Source organism: Chordicoccus furentiruminis, assembly GCF_019355395.1.
GTDB lineage: Bacteria > Bacillota > Clostridia > Lachnospirales > Lachnospiraceae > Chordicoccus > Chordicoccus furentiruminis.
This window is the reverse complement of record NZ_CP048829.1, coordinates 110,629-125,628: the sequence shown is the minus strand read 5'-3', so window position 1 is coordinate 125,628 and position 15,000 is coordinate 110,629. Positions and strand designations below refer to the sequence as shown.

Here is a 15,000-nt window from a genome sequence, read left to right as displayed (position 1 = left end):
ACAGATTAAAGCCCCGTCGGGCCCGAACATCGCTATTCTATCAGAAAGCGGACGCCATTGCAAGCGTTTTCCACAAAAGAAGGCGGTCCAAAACGCCTGTATGAAGCGCCGAAACGGAAAACATCTTTTCATACCCCGTCAAACAGGGTATAATAACCGGAGTTATCAGAGATGCGGAGGTGGCATATGAAAGGACATCTGAACTCCGAGTACGGCGAGATTCTCGTCGATCCGGATGTCATCGCGACCTATACCGGAAGTGTGGCGGTCGGCTGTTTCGGAATCGTCGGCATGGCCGCATACAGCATGAAGGACGGACTGGTCCATCTGCTGAAGCGTGACAGCCTGAAATACGGAATCAATGTGCGGATTGACAACAACAGGATTTCGCTGACCATTCACTGCATCGTCGCGTACGGCGTCAGCATCCCTGCGGTTTCCGGGAACCTGATCGAGGCCGTTCAGTACAAGGTGGAACAGTTCACGGGTCTTTCGGTTGAACGTATCGAAGTGCTCGTGGAAGGGATCCGTGTGATCGATTGATGGGGAGGGTGAACGTCGTGGCGATGAATACGGTTGATGCGCAGATGCTTCGCAGGATGTTCCTGACGGGTGCGAAAAATCTGGAGCTCAAGAAGGAATGGATCAATCAGCTGAACGTGTTTCCGGTGCCGGACGGCGATACGGGAACCAATATGACGCTGACGATCCTTTCGGCAGCCGGCGAGGTGAACGCACTGCCGGAGAGCGCAGGGATCGATGAGCTGGCGAAGGCGATTTCCGGCGGATCACTCCGAGGCGCAAGGGGCAACTCGGGCGTGATTCTTTCCCAGCTGTTCCGGGGATTCACGAAGACGATACGGGACCATGAGTCTCTTGACAAGGCGCTGATCGCCGAGGCGATGGGAAAGGCCGTGGAGACGGCCTATAAGGCCGTGATGAAGCCGAAGGAGGGCACGATCCTCACCGTTGCGAAGTCGATGGCGCTGAAGGCGGATGAAGTCCAGGACGGCGCGGAGGATCTTACCGGTTTCTTCTCCCTGATTCTTGAGGAAGGACAGGAGACGCTGAAGAGGACGCCGGACATGCTCCCGGTTCTGAAGGAAGCCGGCGTCGTGGATTCCGGCGGACAGGGACTGATGACCGTGCTCGAGGGCTGTGTGGACGCGTTCAACGGGAAGGAACTGGATCTGACCTTCGAAGCTCCTGCCGGCGCAAAGATGCCGCAGACCGCACCGGAGGGACATAAAGAAATCAGCACGGATCACATCAAGTTCGGATACTGCACCGAATTCATCATCAATCTCGAAAAGCCGTTCTCCGAAGTGGAGGAAAAGAATCTGAAATCCTTCCTCACCTCCATCGGAGACAGTCTGGTGCTGGTCGCGGATGATGACATCGTGAAAATTCATGTGCACACGAATCATCCGGGACTTGCCTTTGAGAAGGGACTGGAATACGGCAGCCTCAGCCGGATGAAAATTGACAACATGCGGATCGAGCATCAGGAGAAGCTCTTCAAGGAGTCGGAAATGCAGGCCGCCTTTGCAAAGAATCAGCCAGAGACGGAGAACAGGCCCAGAAAGAAGGCCGGTTTCATTTCCGTCACAATCGGGGACGGCATGAGCGAGATCTTCCGCGGACTCGGCGTCGACTGCCTCATCGAGGGCGGACAGACGATGAATCCGAGCACGGATGATATGCTGAAGGCGATCCGCGAGGTTCACGCGGAGACCGTCTATATCCTTCCGAACAACAAGAATGTCATTCTTGCGGCCAATCAGGCTCAGGAACTGACCGAGGACTGCCGGGTCGTCGTCGTTCCGACGAAAACCGTGCCTCAGGGCATCACCGCGATGGTGAGCTATGTGGAAGGCAATTCCGCCGAGGAAAATCTGGAAGCGATGACCGAGGCGATCGGGACGGTGAAGACGTGCGAGGTGACATACGCGGTCCGGGATACGAAGATCGACGGACATGAAATCCATGACGGCGACATCATGGCGATCGGTGACGACGGCATTCTCGCTACCGGAAGTGAAGTTGATGAGGTGGTGATGAACGCGCTCGGGAAAATGGTGGACGACGACTCCGAGCTGATCAGTCTCTACAACGGAGCGGATTTCCCGGAAGAGAAGGCGGAGGCGCTTGCGAAGCGGATTGAGGCGGCTTACAGCGATGTCGATGTGGAGACCAATTACGGAGGACAGCCGATTTACTACTGTATACTGTCGGTAGAGTAAGCAAAAGCTGTGAGCCGCGCGCCAGAGTTCCTGCCGCGGCCGCCCGTGCGTCAGCACTGGGCGGCCGCGGCAGGAACTTTGGCATGCTTCTCTGTTTTTTGAGGATGACGGATGGAACTGACGGATCTGAAGGGAATCGGACCCAAGACGGCAGCACTTCTTAATAAGGTCGGTGTCACCACCCCAGAAGAGCTGGTGCGCTACTACCCGGTCGGATACGACGAGTATACGCCGCCGGAAGCCGTGTCCGCCCTCGCGGAGGGCGCGAAGGGCGCGGTCCTCGGCGTGATCAGCGGCTCCGTGACGCTGAGACGGTACCGCAAGGTTCAGATTGTCACGACGGAAGTCTCGGATCCGACTGGAAAAATCCGACTGACCTGGTACAACGCTCCCTTCATGACCGGTGTGCTCAGGCGCGGCGCCCGGCTTGTTTTCCGCGGCCTTGTCCGCACCGTGAAGGGCGTCCGCATTATGGAACACCCAGAGGTGTTCACGCCGGAAAAGTACGCCGAGCTGGAGCGCACGCTCGTTCCGGTCTACGGACTGACGAAGGGACTCTCAGGCAAGACGATTGCCCGGGCTGTGCGTCAGGCGCTCGGCCGGGAGGCCGGGCTCGTCAATGAATATCTGCCTGAGACGCTGATACGGCTGCTAGGCCTTCAGGACGAGCAGGAGGCGGTTCGGAGCATCCATTTTCCGCATGACAGAGAGGAGTTTCTCCGGGCAAGGCAGAGACTTGTCTTCGATGAGTTTTTCCTGTCCGTGATAACGCTCCGCAGACTGAAGAGCGAGGAAAAGGACGGCAGCCGTCCGCTTCCCGTTCCGCCTGTCTGGATCACCGAGGAAGTGATCGACGCGCTTCCTTATCCGCTGACCGGCGCGCAGAAACGGGTCTGGCGGGAGATCGAAACGGATCTGGCTGCGGACGGGCTGATGAACCGTCTTGTTCAGGGCGATGTGGGATCCGGCAAAACAATTCTTGCGTTTCTTGCCATGCTGCAGACAGCGGCGAACGGTATGCAGGCGGCGCTGATGGCGCCGACGGAAGTGCTGGCGCGGCAGCACTTCGAGAAGCTCTGCGGGCTGCTTGACCGGATGAAACTCGACGGATTTCATCCGGTTCTTCTGACGGGCTCGATGGGCGTATCGGACCGGCGGCAGGCGCTGAAGGCGATCGAAGAAGGCACAGCGAAGCTCATCGTCGGAACACATGCGCTGATCGAGGACCGGGTCCTGTACAACCGTCTGGCCCTGGTGATCACGGATGAGCAGCACCGCTTCGGCGTACGGCAGCGAAAGTCTTTTGCGGAGAAAGGGGATATGCCGAACGCACTGGTGATGAGCGCGACACCGATTCCCCGTACGCTGGGTGTGATTTTCTACGGCGATCTGGATATTTCGGTTCTGGACGAGAGGCCGGCCCGACGGCTTCCGATTCGCAGCGCGGTCGTGGATTCCGGCTGGAGACCGAATGCGCTCCGGTTCATCCACCGGGAGGCGGAGGCGGGGCGTCAGGCATATGTGATCTGCCCGATGATCGAGAAGACCGAGGAACTCGAACTCGCCAGCGTGACAGTGGAGTCGGCTGCACTGACAAAGGAGTTCGGGGGACTGAAGGTCGGCATGCTGCACGGCCGGATGAAACCGGAGGAGAAAAACCGTGTGATGGAGTCGTTCGCGTCGGGCGAAATCCGGATTCTTGTCTCCACAACCGTGGTCGAGGTGGGCGTCGATGTCCCGAACGCCACCGTGATGCTGATCGAGAACGCGGAGCGGTTCGGGCTCGCCCAGCTGCATCAGCTCCGGGGGCGCGTTGGCAGGGGCGTGCATCAGTCCTACTGCATTTTTATGGCCGGTCAGACTTCGGAGGCGGTCATGAAGCGGCTTTCGATCATGAAGGAGTCGGATGACGGATTTGAAATTGCGGAGAAGGACTTTGAACTGAGAGGACCCGGCGATCTGCTGGGGATCCGGCAGAGCGGGGACGCGATGTTCCGGCTGGCCGATGTCTCCCGTGACCGGGAGATGCTTAAGATGGCCGGAGAGACGGCGGGAGGGATTCTATCGGAGGATCCGGCGCTTCTTGCGGAGGATCATCAGTCGCTGCGGGAGGAGCTGAACCGCTACATGAGTGCAAATGAGCGAAACATCACGCTCTGAGAAAGATTTTTTTGTGTAAAATGTCGATGGCATATGATACAATATGGTCGATAATGATAACAGCTTTCAGAACGATGCGAGGCAGCGAATGAATATCGGAATAATTGCGCATAACAGTAAGCGGACACTGATCGAGGATTTTTGCATCGCGTATAAGGGGATTCTGTCGAGACATGACATCTATGCGACCGGCACGACCGGCCGCCGCATTGAGGAGGTTACCTCGCTGCATGTCCATAAATTTCTGCCGGGTTCTCTGGGAGGCGACAAGCAGTTTACGGAAATGATCGAGCGCGGCGCCATGGATATGGTCATATTCTTCTATAACCCGTCCATGATTGACCCGAAGGACCCGGACGTCTTCACGATCGTCACTGCCTGCGATCAGAATACGATTCCGGTCGCGACCAATATTGCCACTGCGGAAATGCTGATTCTCGGCCTCGGACGGGGCGACCTTGACTGGAGAATCGGCATGAAGAGCAGCGGAGAGCTGTGAGAGTCATCGCGGGGACCGCGCGGTCCATGCCTCTCCGCACTGTCCGGGGTCAGGATGTCCGGCCGACCACGGACCGCACGAAGGAGACATTATTCAATATTCTGCAGTTCCGGATTCCGGGATGCCGCTTCCTTGACCTGTACGCGGGATCCGGTTCCATCGGCATCGAGGCGCTGAGCCGCGGCGCGGCCGGCGCGTATTTCGTCGAGAAAGACCGGAAGACGCAGCAGCTCATTCTTGAGAACCTGGAGTTCACCCGGCTTGCTGAGCGCGCCACACTTCTGAAAGGAGATGTGCAGTCCGTTCTGCCTTCGCTGGAAAAGGAAGATCCGTTTGACATCATCTTCATGGATCCTCCGTTTGATCACGGCCTTGAACGCCAGACACTGACCCTGCTGGCAGGGATGAAGCTCCTTGCGCCCGGAGGCGTGGTCGTCGTGGAGGCGTCTCCGAGAACCGATTTTTCCTATGTGGAGGATCTCGGATACAGGGTGATCCGGCATAAGATTTACGGACAGAGCACCCATCTCTTTCTGGAGAGGGCGGGAGATACAGTATGAGGCGAGCGGTTTATCCGGGTACCTTTGATCCGTGCACCAACGGACATCTTGACATCATCCGGCGGGCGGCCAAACAGTTCGACGAAGTGGTGGTGGGAGTTTTGCGCAATTCGGCAAAAACTCCGTTGTTTTCCACAGATGAACGTGTTACTATATTAAACGAAGTGACAAAAGACATACCGAATGTTGTCATTAAATCGTTTGACGGACTGTCAGTTGACTTCGTCAGAATGTGCGACGCGCAGGTGATCATTCGTGGTCTGCGCGCCATTACTGATTTTGAATACGAACTGCAGATGGCCCAGACCAATCGGATCCTCGCGCCGGATATCGATACGATGTTTCTGATTACCAGCCTTGAATACGCGTATCTGAGTTCCACGACGGTCAAGGAGGTTGCGGCATTTGGCAAGAGTGTCGACAAATTCGTCCCGCCGTTTGTTGCTGAAAAGATGAGGGAAAAGCTTCGTTGCGAATGACCGCTGCGGCAGGCTGACGGAGCCTGACAGAACAGCCGACAGAAGGAGAAGTGAAGAGGTTATGGCCAGCAGAATCGAGCAGATCATTGAAGAGATTGAGGAGTATATCGACAGCTGCAAGTTCCAGCCGCTGTCGACGACGAAGATTGTCGTCAACAAGGAGGAGCTGGAGGAGCTGCTGCGCGAGCTGCGGCTGAAGACGCCTGACGAGATCAAGCGCTATCAGAAGATTATATCCAACAAGGATGCGATCCTCGCGGATGCCCAGGCGAAGGCTGACGGCATCGTTGCCAATGCGGAGGCCCGCGCCAGAGAGCTGGTCAGTCAGCACGAAGTCATGCAGCAGGCATACGCCCAGGCCAATGATACCATCAACAAAGCGAACCAGCAGGCTCAGGGAATTCTCGATTCGGCGACACAGGACGCCAACAATATCCGTTATTCGGCGATCACCTACACGGATGACATGCTGGCAAATCTCGGGAATATTCTCGGGACGACGATTGACGATGTCGGCTCGAAGTACAACGCGCTGGTACAGTCGCTTCAGACCGCTTACAGCACGGTGAAGCAGAACCGTCAGGAACTTGCCCCGCAGACACAGCAGTCCGTGCCGGCGCCGGGCGCCGCACCGGCCGCTTCCCAGAGCGCATCCCAGCAGCAGGCCGGCGGTGAGGAGGAGGACCGGACTTCGGATGACGACGATTATGATCTGGACTCGGATGTCGATTTCAGCGATCTCGATGATGACGAAGAGTGATCTAACATAACGATTGAGCGAAGGGATGCTTTCACTGCTGAAGGGCGTCCCTTTTCTTTATACTGAATACTGAAGGGAGCATAGACTATGGATATGTTAAAAGGACTTGAACCGGACCTGGTGTTCCATTATTTCGAAGCCCTCTCCGATATCCCGAGAGGCTCAGGCAGCACGGAGGCGGTGAAACAGTACCTGCTTTCATTCGCCTCGGAGAAGAATCTCGAGGCATCCGCAGATGACGCCGGCAACGTCCTGATACGGAAAGCCGGATCGGAGGGACGTGAGTCGGCTGCGCCGGTGATCCTTCAGTCCCATATGGACATGGTCTGCGTGAAGACCGCCGATTCGGACCATGATTTCGAGACCCAGCCTCTGGATCTTTTCGTGGAGGGCGACCAGCTCTACGCTGACGGCACTTCCCTCGGCGGAGACGACGGAATCGGCGTGGCACTTACGCTGGCCGTGCTGGCGGATGATACGCTTGAGCATCCTCCGATCGAGGCGGTGTTCACAACCGATGAGGAGATCGGCCTTCTGGGCGCGTCGGCTTTTGACACCTCGCTGCTCCGCGGCCGTCGGATGATCAATCTGGATTCCGAGAAAGAAGGCGTCTTCACCTGCGGCTGCGCCGGCGGATCGCGTGTCAACACGATCGTTCCGATCGAGCGGATGCGGATGAGAGGTCTTCCGGTGATGATTACGGTGACAGGTCTTCAGGGAGGCCATTCCGGCGAGGAGATCACAAAGTGGCGTGCGAACGCCAACAAGGTTCTCGGACGCCTGCTCTATTATCTCGGCCGCAGCGCGGCGTTCTCCCTTGAGAGCGTGTCCGGAGGCGAGAAGGACAACGCGATTCCGACGGAGGCGAAGGCCGGTATCGTGATTGATGAGGAGGATTACCCGATCATCGTCACCAGCTCGGAGAAGTTCGAGCGCGAGATCCGGAAGGAATACCGCGGCATCGACGAAAATATTCATATCGGACTGACGAAGGGCAACGCCCATAAGCTCGAAGTGATGTCGATGGACAGTCAGGATCACGTCATTTCCTTCCTGCTTCATACGCCGGACGGGATCAGTCAGCTGAGCGGTACGACGCCGGGTCTCCCGCAGACATCCTGCAACCTCGGCGTAATACGCACCGGCGTAAAGGAATTCGCCGCGACCACAGGCGTCCGGAGCTCGGTCGAATCGGCGCGTCACGCGCTTGAGCTTTCGATTCGGGATCTCTCCGAGAGCATCGGGGGCGGTATCCAGACCGTCGGCGAATACCCGGCATGGGAATTCCGCCAGACCTCACCGCTCCGCGAGACAATGGTACAGTGCTATACGGAGCTGAACGGTTCGGAACCGGTTGTCAACGTGATTCATGCCGGTCTTGAGTGCGGGCTTTTCGCATCGAAAATGCGCGGACTGGATGCGGTTTCCATCGGACCGGAACTCACCGGCATTCACACGCCGGACGAGAAGCTCAGTATCTCCTCGGTCGGCCGTACATGGGCTCTTCTGACCCGCGTGCTGGCGGCGCTGAACTGAGAGAAAGCCCGGAGTTCTGCTATGGAAATACAGCTTTGGAAGGAACTGCTTGATCCTTACGAGCAGGCAGTTTCCGAACTGTTGGTCAAGTTTCACGGGCTGAAGGAGGAACACAGAAAAAAGAACCTCTACTCACCCATCGAGAGCGTCAGCGGCCGGGTGAAGACCGTCGCCAGCATCCTCGAAAAAATGCAGAGGAAGAAAATTCCGTTCGAGGAGCTGGAGGAAGAGGTGGAGGATATCGCCGGTATCCGGATCATTTGTCAGTTCGTGGAGGACATCGAGCGGATCGACGAGCTGATCGCAGGCCGGACGGATATGGAAATCCGGAGCCGCAAGGACTATCTGACCAATCAGAAGAAGAGCGGGTATCGGTCCCTTCATCTGATTGTCTGGTACACGGTTCAGACGCTTCAGGGGCCGAAGCGGCTGCAGGTGGAGATTCAGATCCGAACGATGGCGATGAATTTCTGGGCCACGACAGAGCATTCACTGCAGTATAAATACAAGGGAGATATTCCGGAGCCTGTCAAAAATCAGCTGATCAGGGCGGCGGACGCGATCTGGACGCTTGACAATGAGATGTCCCAGGTCCGTTCGGAAATTATGGACGCCCAGCTGGACAGCCAGATGGAGACGAATCTTGTGCAGGATATCCTCCGGGATATCGAGAATCTCTACCGGCTGGACAACCGGCGCGAGGTGGTGAAAATCCAGAACGAGTTCTACCGCATCTTCTCGATGCACAATCTGGACGAGCTCGAGCGGTTCCACCGACAGCTGGATATCATCGCGGAAGGATCGCTGGCTCAGTCCGTCGATCTGCCCGTCAATCACAGAACGTGAGAGGCTGCCCCCGGATTGTCCGGCGGCAGCCCTTTTTGAAGCAAGGAGAATGCACAAAAACGACTGATGCATTTTGTGCATTCCTATGGTAGAATCGAAGAAAATTCACGGGCAGAAGGAGGAGATGCATGAAATCACGGAAGGGAGAGTGGGGGTACTTCAGTTCGGAAAAACGGCGCCGGATCCTGACGACATCGGTGCTTTTCGCGATCCCGATCTTTATCTACGTGACCAGCTTCCTGTACTTCGGCACCAGACGGAACCTGATGACGGTTGTCGCGATGGTCGGCATCATACCTGCGGCCATCTCCTGCGTCGGGCTCATCATGATACTGATGCGCCGGTCTCTCCCGGAGGAGGAGTACCGGGAACTGCATGCCCATGAAGGAAACCTCACAGTTGCCTATGAGCTCTATCTGACATCCGAGAAGCAGAACGCGCTTGTCGACTGTCTCGCGATCTGCGGTTCGGAGGTCGTCGGCTATGTCAGCGATCCGAAGACGGATCTTCATTTTGCGCAGGACCATCTTCAGAAAATGCTGAGAGCCGCTTCTTTCAAGGTATCCGTTCACATGCTCGGAGACCGCAGGCAGTTCATCCGCCGGATGGACAGCATGAATGAACATGCGGACGAGCTCCGGAAGGGGCTGACTTTCACGCCCGGAGAAGCATGGAAGGGATACGGCCGCGAAGATATGATCCGCCACAGCGCGCTGGCGGTTTCGCTCTGATATGCGCGAGCTTGTCATCCGGGAGGCCGAAGCGGGACAGCGCCTCGATAAATTTCTCCGGAAATATATGAGGGATGCCGGGAGCGGCTTTCTGTACAAGATGCTGCGGAAGAAGAGCATTCTTCTGAACCGCCGGAAAGCGGCCGGCAGCGAGCTTCTTGTGCCCGGAGACCGGCTGGAGCTGTTTCTGTCGGAGGAAACGCTGACGCGTTTCGGCGCACCGGGCGCGGAAGGCAGATCCGGAACGGCTTCCGCCGCCCGGACAGACGGCGCCGCTCTTCCCAGTGGACGGAAGCAGCCGCCTGCCGTTTACGAGGACGGCGACGTGCTGATTCTCAATAAACCGGCCGGTATGCTGGTTCAGCCTGCATCCGGCGCGGAACCGGCACTGTCGGATCTTCTTCCCGGCTGGCTTCTTTCGCGTGGAGCGGTCAGCAGGGAGGATCTGCGGGCGGTGACGCCGGCGCCGGTCAACCGGCTTGACCGGAATACGAGCGGTCTCGTTCTCTGCGGGAAGACGATGGCGGGCCTTCAGTACCTGTCGCAGGCCCTTCGGACGAGGGATCTGGAGAAGCGCTATCTTGCCCTGACAGTTCCGGGCAGTGTGCCGGACGGGGTTTACCGCGTGTATGCCCTGAAGGACAGATGCGCGAACAGAATGAAGCTTTCCGACCGGCCGGAGAGCGGCGCATCGGAGATGGTGACGGGGATCACGGTGCTGGCCCGCAGCCCGCTCTGCCAGCTGGTGCTCGTCCGGCTGATCACCGGTCGGACACATCAGATCAGGGCGCATCTGGCGTGGCTGGGCATTCCGGTCGCGGGCGATCCGAAGTACGGTTTAAGGACCGCCGACGCGCCTCTTACGGAGCGGTACAGGCTCACGAGGCAGATGCTTCATGCGTGGGAAGTGCGTTTTCCTTCGTCGGCGGAGATCACGGCGCTTCAGGGGCGGACGTTCCGGGCAGGACCGCCGGCCGATTTCCGACGGGTGATGAACGGCGAGGAACTGAGATGGCCGGAAGAGGGAGGCTGACGGATGGCGACATGGAACTCGAGAGGGCTGCGCGGATCAGCGCTGGAGCAGCTGATCAATCAGACGATCCGTTCCTATCGCGACCGCGGGCTGGCGCTGATCCAGAAGGTACCGACGCCGATCACGCCGATTCACATCGATCAGGCGACACGGCACATCACGCTGGCCTATTTCGACCGGAAAAGCACCGTCGACTACCTCGGCGTGGTACAGGGGATTCCGGTCTGCTTCGACGCGAAGGAATGTGCGGAGGATACATTTCCGCTTGCGAACATTCATCCGCACCAGATCGCGTTCATGACGGATTTTGAGCGTCAGAAGGGTATTTCCTTCCTGATGCTCGCCTTCACGTCAAGAGGCGAATTTTACTATATGCCTTACGCGGAGGTAATGGCTTTCTGGAAGCGGCGGGAGTACGGGGGACGAAAGAGCTTTCTGATTTCGGAGCTTGACCCGGCATACTTTCTGAACGTGGAAGGGGACGGAGGACTGCCGATTCTCGAGGGGCTCCAGAAGGATCTGGACGCGCGGGACGCACATACATGACGGAACAGCAGGAAAGGCGGCAAAAGACGTGAGCAATCTGATGATTCATACCCCGGAGGGCTTCCGGGACTATTACGGAGAGGAAGAGGCGCGCAGACAGCGTCTGATGCGCAGTCTCCATCGTGTGTTCGAGACGTCCGGTTATTCGGACATCGAGACGCCGGCGGTTGAATTTTTTGACGTGTTCGGCAGCGATGTCGGCACGACGCCGTCAAACGAGCTTTACAAGTTCTTTGACAGAGACGGCCACACGCTTGTACTCCGGCCGGACTTCACGCCTTCCGTGGCCCGTGCGGTGGCGATGCACCGGACACCGTCCACCCTTCCTGTCCGGCTCTGCTATCAGGGGCAGACTTATGTCAATTCCCGCGAGTACCAGCTTCATCTCAAGGAACAGACGCAGATGGGAGTGGAGCTGATCGGGGACGGTTCGGCCGCTGCCGACGCCGAGATACTCCGGATCACCTGCGATCTTCTGAAGGAAGCCGGCCTCACGGAGTTTCAGGTCAGTGTCGGCGAAAACGATTACTTCAAGGCGCTGGCGCAGGATTCCGGTCTTACGCCGGAGAGGATCGAGGATGTCCGCCGCCTGATTTCCAACAAGAATTTCTTCGGTGTGAGTGAACTTCTGGAGTCGGAGAAGATTCAGCCGGCGATTCAGGGCGCGTTTGTCCGGATGCCGCAGCTGTTCGGCGGCCGGGAGGTGCTGGAGGAAGCGGCCCGCTACGCGGTCAACGACGGCGCGAAGGCGGCGATTGCCCGGCTCATCGAGATCAGCCGCCTGGTCGCCGATACCGGGAACGACCGTTACATTTCTTATGATTTCGGTCTGCTGAGCAAGTTCCACTACTACACGGGCATGATCTTTTCCGCCTTCACCTACGGCGTCGGAGAGCCGGTGGCGAAGGGCGGACGGTACGACAGACTGCTGGGTCACTTCGGCATGGACGCGCCGGCGGTGGGCGTCGGCGTCTCCATCGACCAGCTGATGAACGCACTGGCACGGAAGCGTGCGGAAAAGGAGGCGTGAATGCACGACCTGACGATTGCATTGACGAAGGGTCGCCTCGCGAAGAAAACGCTGGAGTTGTTCGAGTCTGTCGGCATCTCCGCGGACGGCGCGGACGATGAGAACACGAGAAAGCTGATCTTCCGGAACGAGGAGATGGGAATCCGCTTTTTCCTTGCCAAGGGGCCTGACGTCCCGACCTATGTCGCTTACGGCGCCGCGGATATCGGTATCGTGGGAAGGGACACGATCCTCGAGGAAGGACGCCCGATCTATGAGGTACTGGATCTCGGATATGGCCGCTGCCGGATGTGCATCTGCGGACCGGAGAGCGCAAGAGAGGCGCTGCATTCCGGAGAAACCATCCGCGTCGCAACCAAATATCCGAAGATCGCCAAGGACTACTTCCTGAACCGGAAGCACCAGACGGTCGAGATCATCAAGCTGAACGGATCCATCGAGCTGGCTCCGATCGTCGGCCTCTCCGAGGTCATCTGCGACATCGTGGAGACCGGTTCCACACTCCGCGAAAACGGGCTGGTGGTGCTGGAGGAAGTCTGCCCGCTGTCCGCCCGCGTCGTAGTCAATCAGGTCAGCATGAAAATGGAGAACGTGCGGATCACGGAGCTGATCAGCCGTCTGAAGGAGGCGCTGTAATATGAAGATCGAATCGCTTAGCGGAGATACTTTTGCGGTACTCGAGCAGAGCATGCGGAAACGGAGCACGGACAGCTATCCGAAACAGGAGAAGGCGGTTTCCGCTATTCTGGAGGACGTCCGGAAAAGAGGCGATGCGGCGGTCATCGACTGTGAAGCGCGCTTCGATCACTGCGCGCTCACACCGGAGACGCTGCTCGTGACGGATCGGGAGATTGAGGAGGCCTATAAAGAGGTCGATCCGGACTTCGTCCGGGTGATCCGCCGCGCCATCGAACGGATCCGGGCTTTCCATGAGCAGCAGAAGCAGAGAAGCTGGTTCATGACCGAGGACAACGGCATGGTGCTCGGTCAGCGGGTTCTGCCGCTGGACCGGGCCGGCGTCTATGTGCCGGGCGGCAAGGCGGCCTATCCTTCCTCGGTGCTGATGAATCTGATTCCGGCGAAGGTCGCCGGAGTCGGCCGGATCCTGATGTGCACGCCGCCCGGACGGGACGGCCGTGTCTACCCGACGACGCTGGTAGCGGCGCATGAGGCCGGTGCGGACGCCGTATACAAGGCGGGCGGCGCTCAGGCGATCGCCGCGATGGCCTTCGGTACCGAAACCATCCCGAAGGTTGACAAGATCACAGGCCCGGGCAATATCTATGTGGCGCTGGCGAAGCGGGCTGTCTACGGCCATGTCTCCATCGATTCGGTTGCCGGTCCGTCGGAGATCACGGTACTGGCCGATGAGACGGCGGATCCGCACTGTGTGGCGGCTGATCTGCTGTCACAGGCGGAGCATGACGAGCTGGCATCCGCGATTCTCGTCACGACGTCGGAGAAGCTTGCGCAGCAGGTATCAGATGAAATCGACGCTTACGTCAAGACGCTTGAGCGCCGGGACATCATCCTGAAATCCCTGCAGAACTTCGGACATCTGCTGGTGGCTTCTTCGATGGACGAGGCGGTCCGCGCCGTCAATGCCATCGCGCCGGAGCATCTGGAGATCGTGACAAAGGATCCGTTCCTTCTGATGACGAAGGTGAGGCATGCCGGAGCCGTTTTCATCGGCCCCTGGTCCTCCGAGCCGCTGGGCGATTACTTCGCGGGCCCGAACCACGTGCTTCCGACCAACGGCACGGCCCGTTTCTTCTCCGCTTTGTCCGTGGACGATTTCATCAGAAAGACCAGCATCATCTACAGTTCGGAAGAAGCGCTTGACGCGCTGCACCGCGATATTGTCTCGTTCGCGAAGGCCGAGGGACTGACAGCCCACGCCAATTCGATTCAGGTCCGTTTCGGGGAGGATGAACATGGCACGAGAAGCTGAGATCCGCCGCACGACGGGAGAGACGGACGTCTTCGTGCAGCTGAATCTGGACGGAAGCGGAAAGGCGGACATCGACACCGGCATCGGCTTTTTCAATCATATGCTGGACGCATTCGCCCGTCACGGCTTCTTCGATCTGACCGTGCATGTGAAGGGCGACCTTGATGTTGATACGCATCACACCGTCGAGGACACAGGCATCGTCCTGGGAGAGGCGATCGGCCGGGCGGCAGGGGACAAGCGGGGAATCCGCCGCTACGGCAGCTTCATCCTTCCGATGGACGAGGCGCTGGTGCTCTGCGCGGTTGACCTCTGCGGGCGCGCAAGCTATGTGAGCAGCGTCCGCTATACGGCGGAGCGCATCGGAGAGTTCGAGACCGAGATGTTCGACGAGTTCTTCCTGGCGCTGGCCCAGAACGCGCGGATGAATCTCCATCTCCGCGAGCTGGCCGGTGTCAACAATCATCATCTGGCCGAGGCGTCCTTCAAGGCGCTGGCCAAGGCGCTGGATGAGGCGACCTCCTTCGACCCGCGCATCACAGACGTGCTTTCAACGAAGGGGAGCCTTGCGTAAATCATGAATTCGCCCGTATGAAGACGGGCGGCTGAAATGGCGGTTTCCGGTG

General features: G+C 58.3%; 16 protein-coding genes. All 16 read left to right on the top strand.

The annotated features are described in order from the left end of the window. The first annotated feature begins 186 nt into the window (after nt 1-186). The 16 genes from G4C92_RS00580 to hisB all read left to right on the top strand — a co-directional run bounded on the left by G4C92_RS00580 (nt 187) and on the right by hisB (nt 14,948). Nucleotides 187-543: an Asp23/Gls24 family envelope stress response protein gene (locus G4C92_RS00580; protein WP_274940696.1), complete on the top strand. Its 357-nt coding sequence runs from the start codon at nt 187-189 to the stop codon at nt 541-543. A gap of 17 nt (nt 544-560) precedes the next feature. Further along, complete coding sequence (locus G4C92_RS00575) at nt 561-2,243, top strand: DAK2 domain-containing protein (protein ID WP_274940695.1); 1,683 nt, start codon at nt 561-563, stop codon at nt 2,241-2,243. Between the two features lie 111 nt (nt 2,244-2,354). Further along, a complete protein-coding gene (recG, locus tag G4C92_RS00570) occupies nt 2,355-4,403 on the top strand; it encodes an ATP-dependent DNA helicase RecG (protein WP_274940694.1) in 2,049 nt (682 codons plus the stop codon). Between the two features lie 88 nt (nt 4,404-4,491). Next, entirely contained in the window at nt 4,492-4,902 is a 411-nt protein-coding gene (locus G4C92_RS00565; RefSeq protein WP_274940693.1) for a methylglyoxal synthase, read from the top strand. Next, nucleotides 4,899-5,462: a 16S rRNA (guanine(966)-N(2))-methyltransferase RsmD gene (gene rsmD, locus G4C92_RS00560; protein ID WP_274940692.1), complete on the top strand. Its 564-nt coding sequence runs from the start codon at nt 4,899-4,901 to the stop codon at nt 5,460-5,462. The genes G4C92_RS00565 and rsmD overlap by 4 nt, the downstream gene beginning before the upstream one ends. Next, a complete protein-coding gene (gene coaD / locus G4C92_RS00555; protein ID WP_274940691.1) occupies nt 5,459-5,941 on the top strand; it encodes a pantetheine-phosphate adenylyltransferase in 483 nt (160 codons plus the stop codon). Before rsmD ends, coaD begins: the two co-directional genes overlap by 4 nt. A 61-nt stretch (nt 5,942-6,002) precedes the next feature. Beyond that, nucleotides 6,003-6,701, top strand: a complete 699-nt coding sequence (locus G4C92_RS00550; protein ID WP_274940690.1) for an ATPase — start codon at nt 6,003-6,005, stop codon at nt 6,699-6,701. A gap of 87 nt (nt 6,702-6,788) precedes the next feature. Beyond that, nucleotides 6,789-8,237: an aminoacyl-histidine dipeptidase gene (locus G4C92_RS00545; protein ID WP_274940689.1), complete on the top strand. Its 1,449-nt coding sequence runs from the start codon at nt 6,789-6,791 to the stop codon at nt 8,235-8,237. A gap of 21 nt (nt 8,238-8,258) precedes the next feature. Next, nucleotides 8,259-9,083 (top strand): GTP pyrophosphokinase, encoded by an 825-nt coding sequence (locus G4C92_RS00540; protein ID WP_274940688.1) that lies wholly within the window; start codon nt 8,259-8,261, stop codon nt 9,081-9,083. A 128-nt stretch (nt 9,084-9,211) separates the two neighbouring features. Then, entirely contained in the window at nt 9,212-9,814 is a 603-nt protein-coding gene (locus G4C92_RS00535) for a hypothetical protein (protein WP_274940687.1), read from the top strand. A 1-nt stretch (nt 9,815) separates the two neighbouring features. Then, entirely contained in the window at nt 9,816-10,847 is a 1,032-nt protein-coding gene (locus G4C92_RS00530; RefSeq protein WP_274940686.1) for an RluA family pseudouridine synthase, read from the top strand. A gap of 3 nt (nt 10,848-10,850) precedes the next feature. Continuing rightward, nucleotides 10,851-11,393 carry a Holliday junction resolvase RecU gene (locus G4C92_RS00525; RefSeq protein WP_274940685.1) on the top strand — a complete coding sequence of 181 codons (543 nt, stop codon included), beginning with the start codon at nt 10,851-10,853 and terminating at the stop codon, nt 11,391-11,393. Nucleotides 11,394-11,433: 40 nt separating this feature from the next. After that, on the top strand, nt 11,434-12,423 hold the full coding sequence (gene hisZ / locus G4C92_RS00520; protein ID WP_274940684.1) for an ATP phosphoribosyltransferase regulatory subunit: 990 nt from the start codon (nt 11,434-11,436) through the stop codon (nt 12,421-12,423). Beyond that, the gene (gene hisG, locus G4C92_RS00515) at nt 12,424-13,059 is read left to right on the top strand and encodes an ATP phosphoribosyltransferase (RefSeq protein ID WP_274940683.1); all 636 of its coding nucleotides are present in this window, start codon (nt 12,424-12,426) and stop codon (nt 13,057-13,059) included. A gap of 1 nt (nt 13,060) precedes the next feature. Then, nucleotides 13,061-14,374 (top strand): histidinol dehydrogenase, encoded by a 1,314-nt coding sequence (gene hisD, locus G4C92_RS00510; protein WP_274940682.1) that lies wholly within the window; start codon nt 13,061-13,063, stop codon nt 14,372-14,374. Beyond that, the gene (hisB, locus tag G4C92_RS00505) at nt 14,358-14,948 is read left to right on the top strand and encodes an imidazoleglycerol-phosphate dehydratase HisB (protein ID WP_274940681.1); all 591 of its coding nucleotides are present in this window, start codon (nt 14,358-14,360) and stop codon (nt 14,946-14,948) included. Before hisD ends, hisB begins: the two co-directional genes overlap by 17 nt. Nucleotides 14,949-15,000 lie beyond the last annotated feature (52 nt).

Bases quoted from the DNA above. Each gene is read 5' to 3' on its own strand.
- G4C92_RS00580 (WP_274940696.1), top strand. From the start codon at position 187: ATGAAAGGACATCTGAACTCCGAGTACGGCGAGATTCTCGTCGATCCG.
- recG (WP_274940694.1), top strand. From the start codon at position 2,355: ATGGAACTGACGGATCTGAAGGGAATCGGACCCAAGACGGCAGCACTT.
- G4C92_RS00565 (WP_274940693.1), top strand. From the start codon at position 4,492: ATGAATATCGGAATAATTGCGCATAACAGTAAGCGGACACTGATCGAG.
- coaD (WP_274940691.1), top strand. From the start codon at position 5,459: ATGAGGCGAGCGGTTTATCCGGGTACCTTTGATCCGTGCACCAACGGA.
- G4C92_RS00550 (WP_274940690.1), top strand. From the start codon at position 6,003: ATGGCCAGCAGAATCGAGCAGATCATTGAAGAGATTGAGGAGTATATC.
- G4C92_RS00545 (WP_274940689.1), top strand. From the start codon at position 6,789: ATGGATATGTTAAAAGGACTTGAACCGGACCTGGTGTTCCATTATTTC.
- G4C92_RS00540 (WP_274940688.1), top strand. From the start codon at position 8,259: ATGGAAATACAGCTTTGGAAGGAACTGCTTGATCCTTACGAGCAGGCA.
- G4C92_RS00535 (WP_274940687.1), top strand. From the start codon at position 9,212: ATGAAATCACGGAAGGGAGAGTGGGGGTACTTCAGTTCGGAAAAACGG.
- G4C92_RS00530 (WP_274940686.1), top strand. From the start codon at position 9,816: ATGCGCGAGCTTGTCATCCGGGAGGCCGAAGCGGGACAGCGCCTCGAT.
- G4C92_RS00525 (WP_274940685.1), top strand. From the start codon at position 10,851: ATGGCGACATGGAACTCGAGAGGGCTGCGCGGATCAGCGCTGGAGCAG.
- hisZ (WP_274940684.1), top strand. From the start codon at position 11,434: ATGATTCATACCCCGGAGGGCTTCCGGGACTATTACGGAGAGGAAGAG.
- hisG (WP_274940683.1), top strand. From the start codon at position 12,424: ATGCACGACCTGACGATTGCATTGACGAAGGGTCGCCTCGCGAAGAAA.
- hisD (WP_274940682.1), top strand. From the start codon at position 13,061: ATGAAGATCGAATCGCTTAGCGGAGATACTTTTGCGGTACTCGAGCAG.
- hisB (WP_274940681.1), top strand. From the start codon at position 14,358: ATGGCACGAGAAGCTGAGATCCGCCGCACGACGGGAGAGACGGACGTC.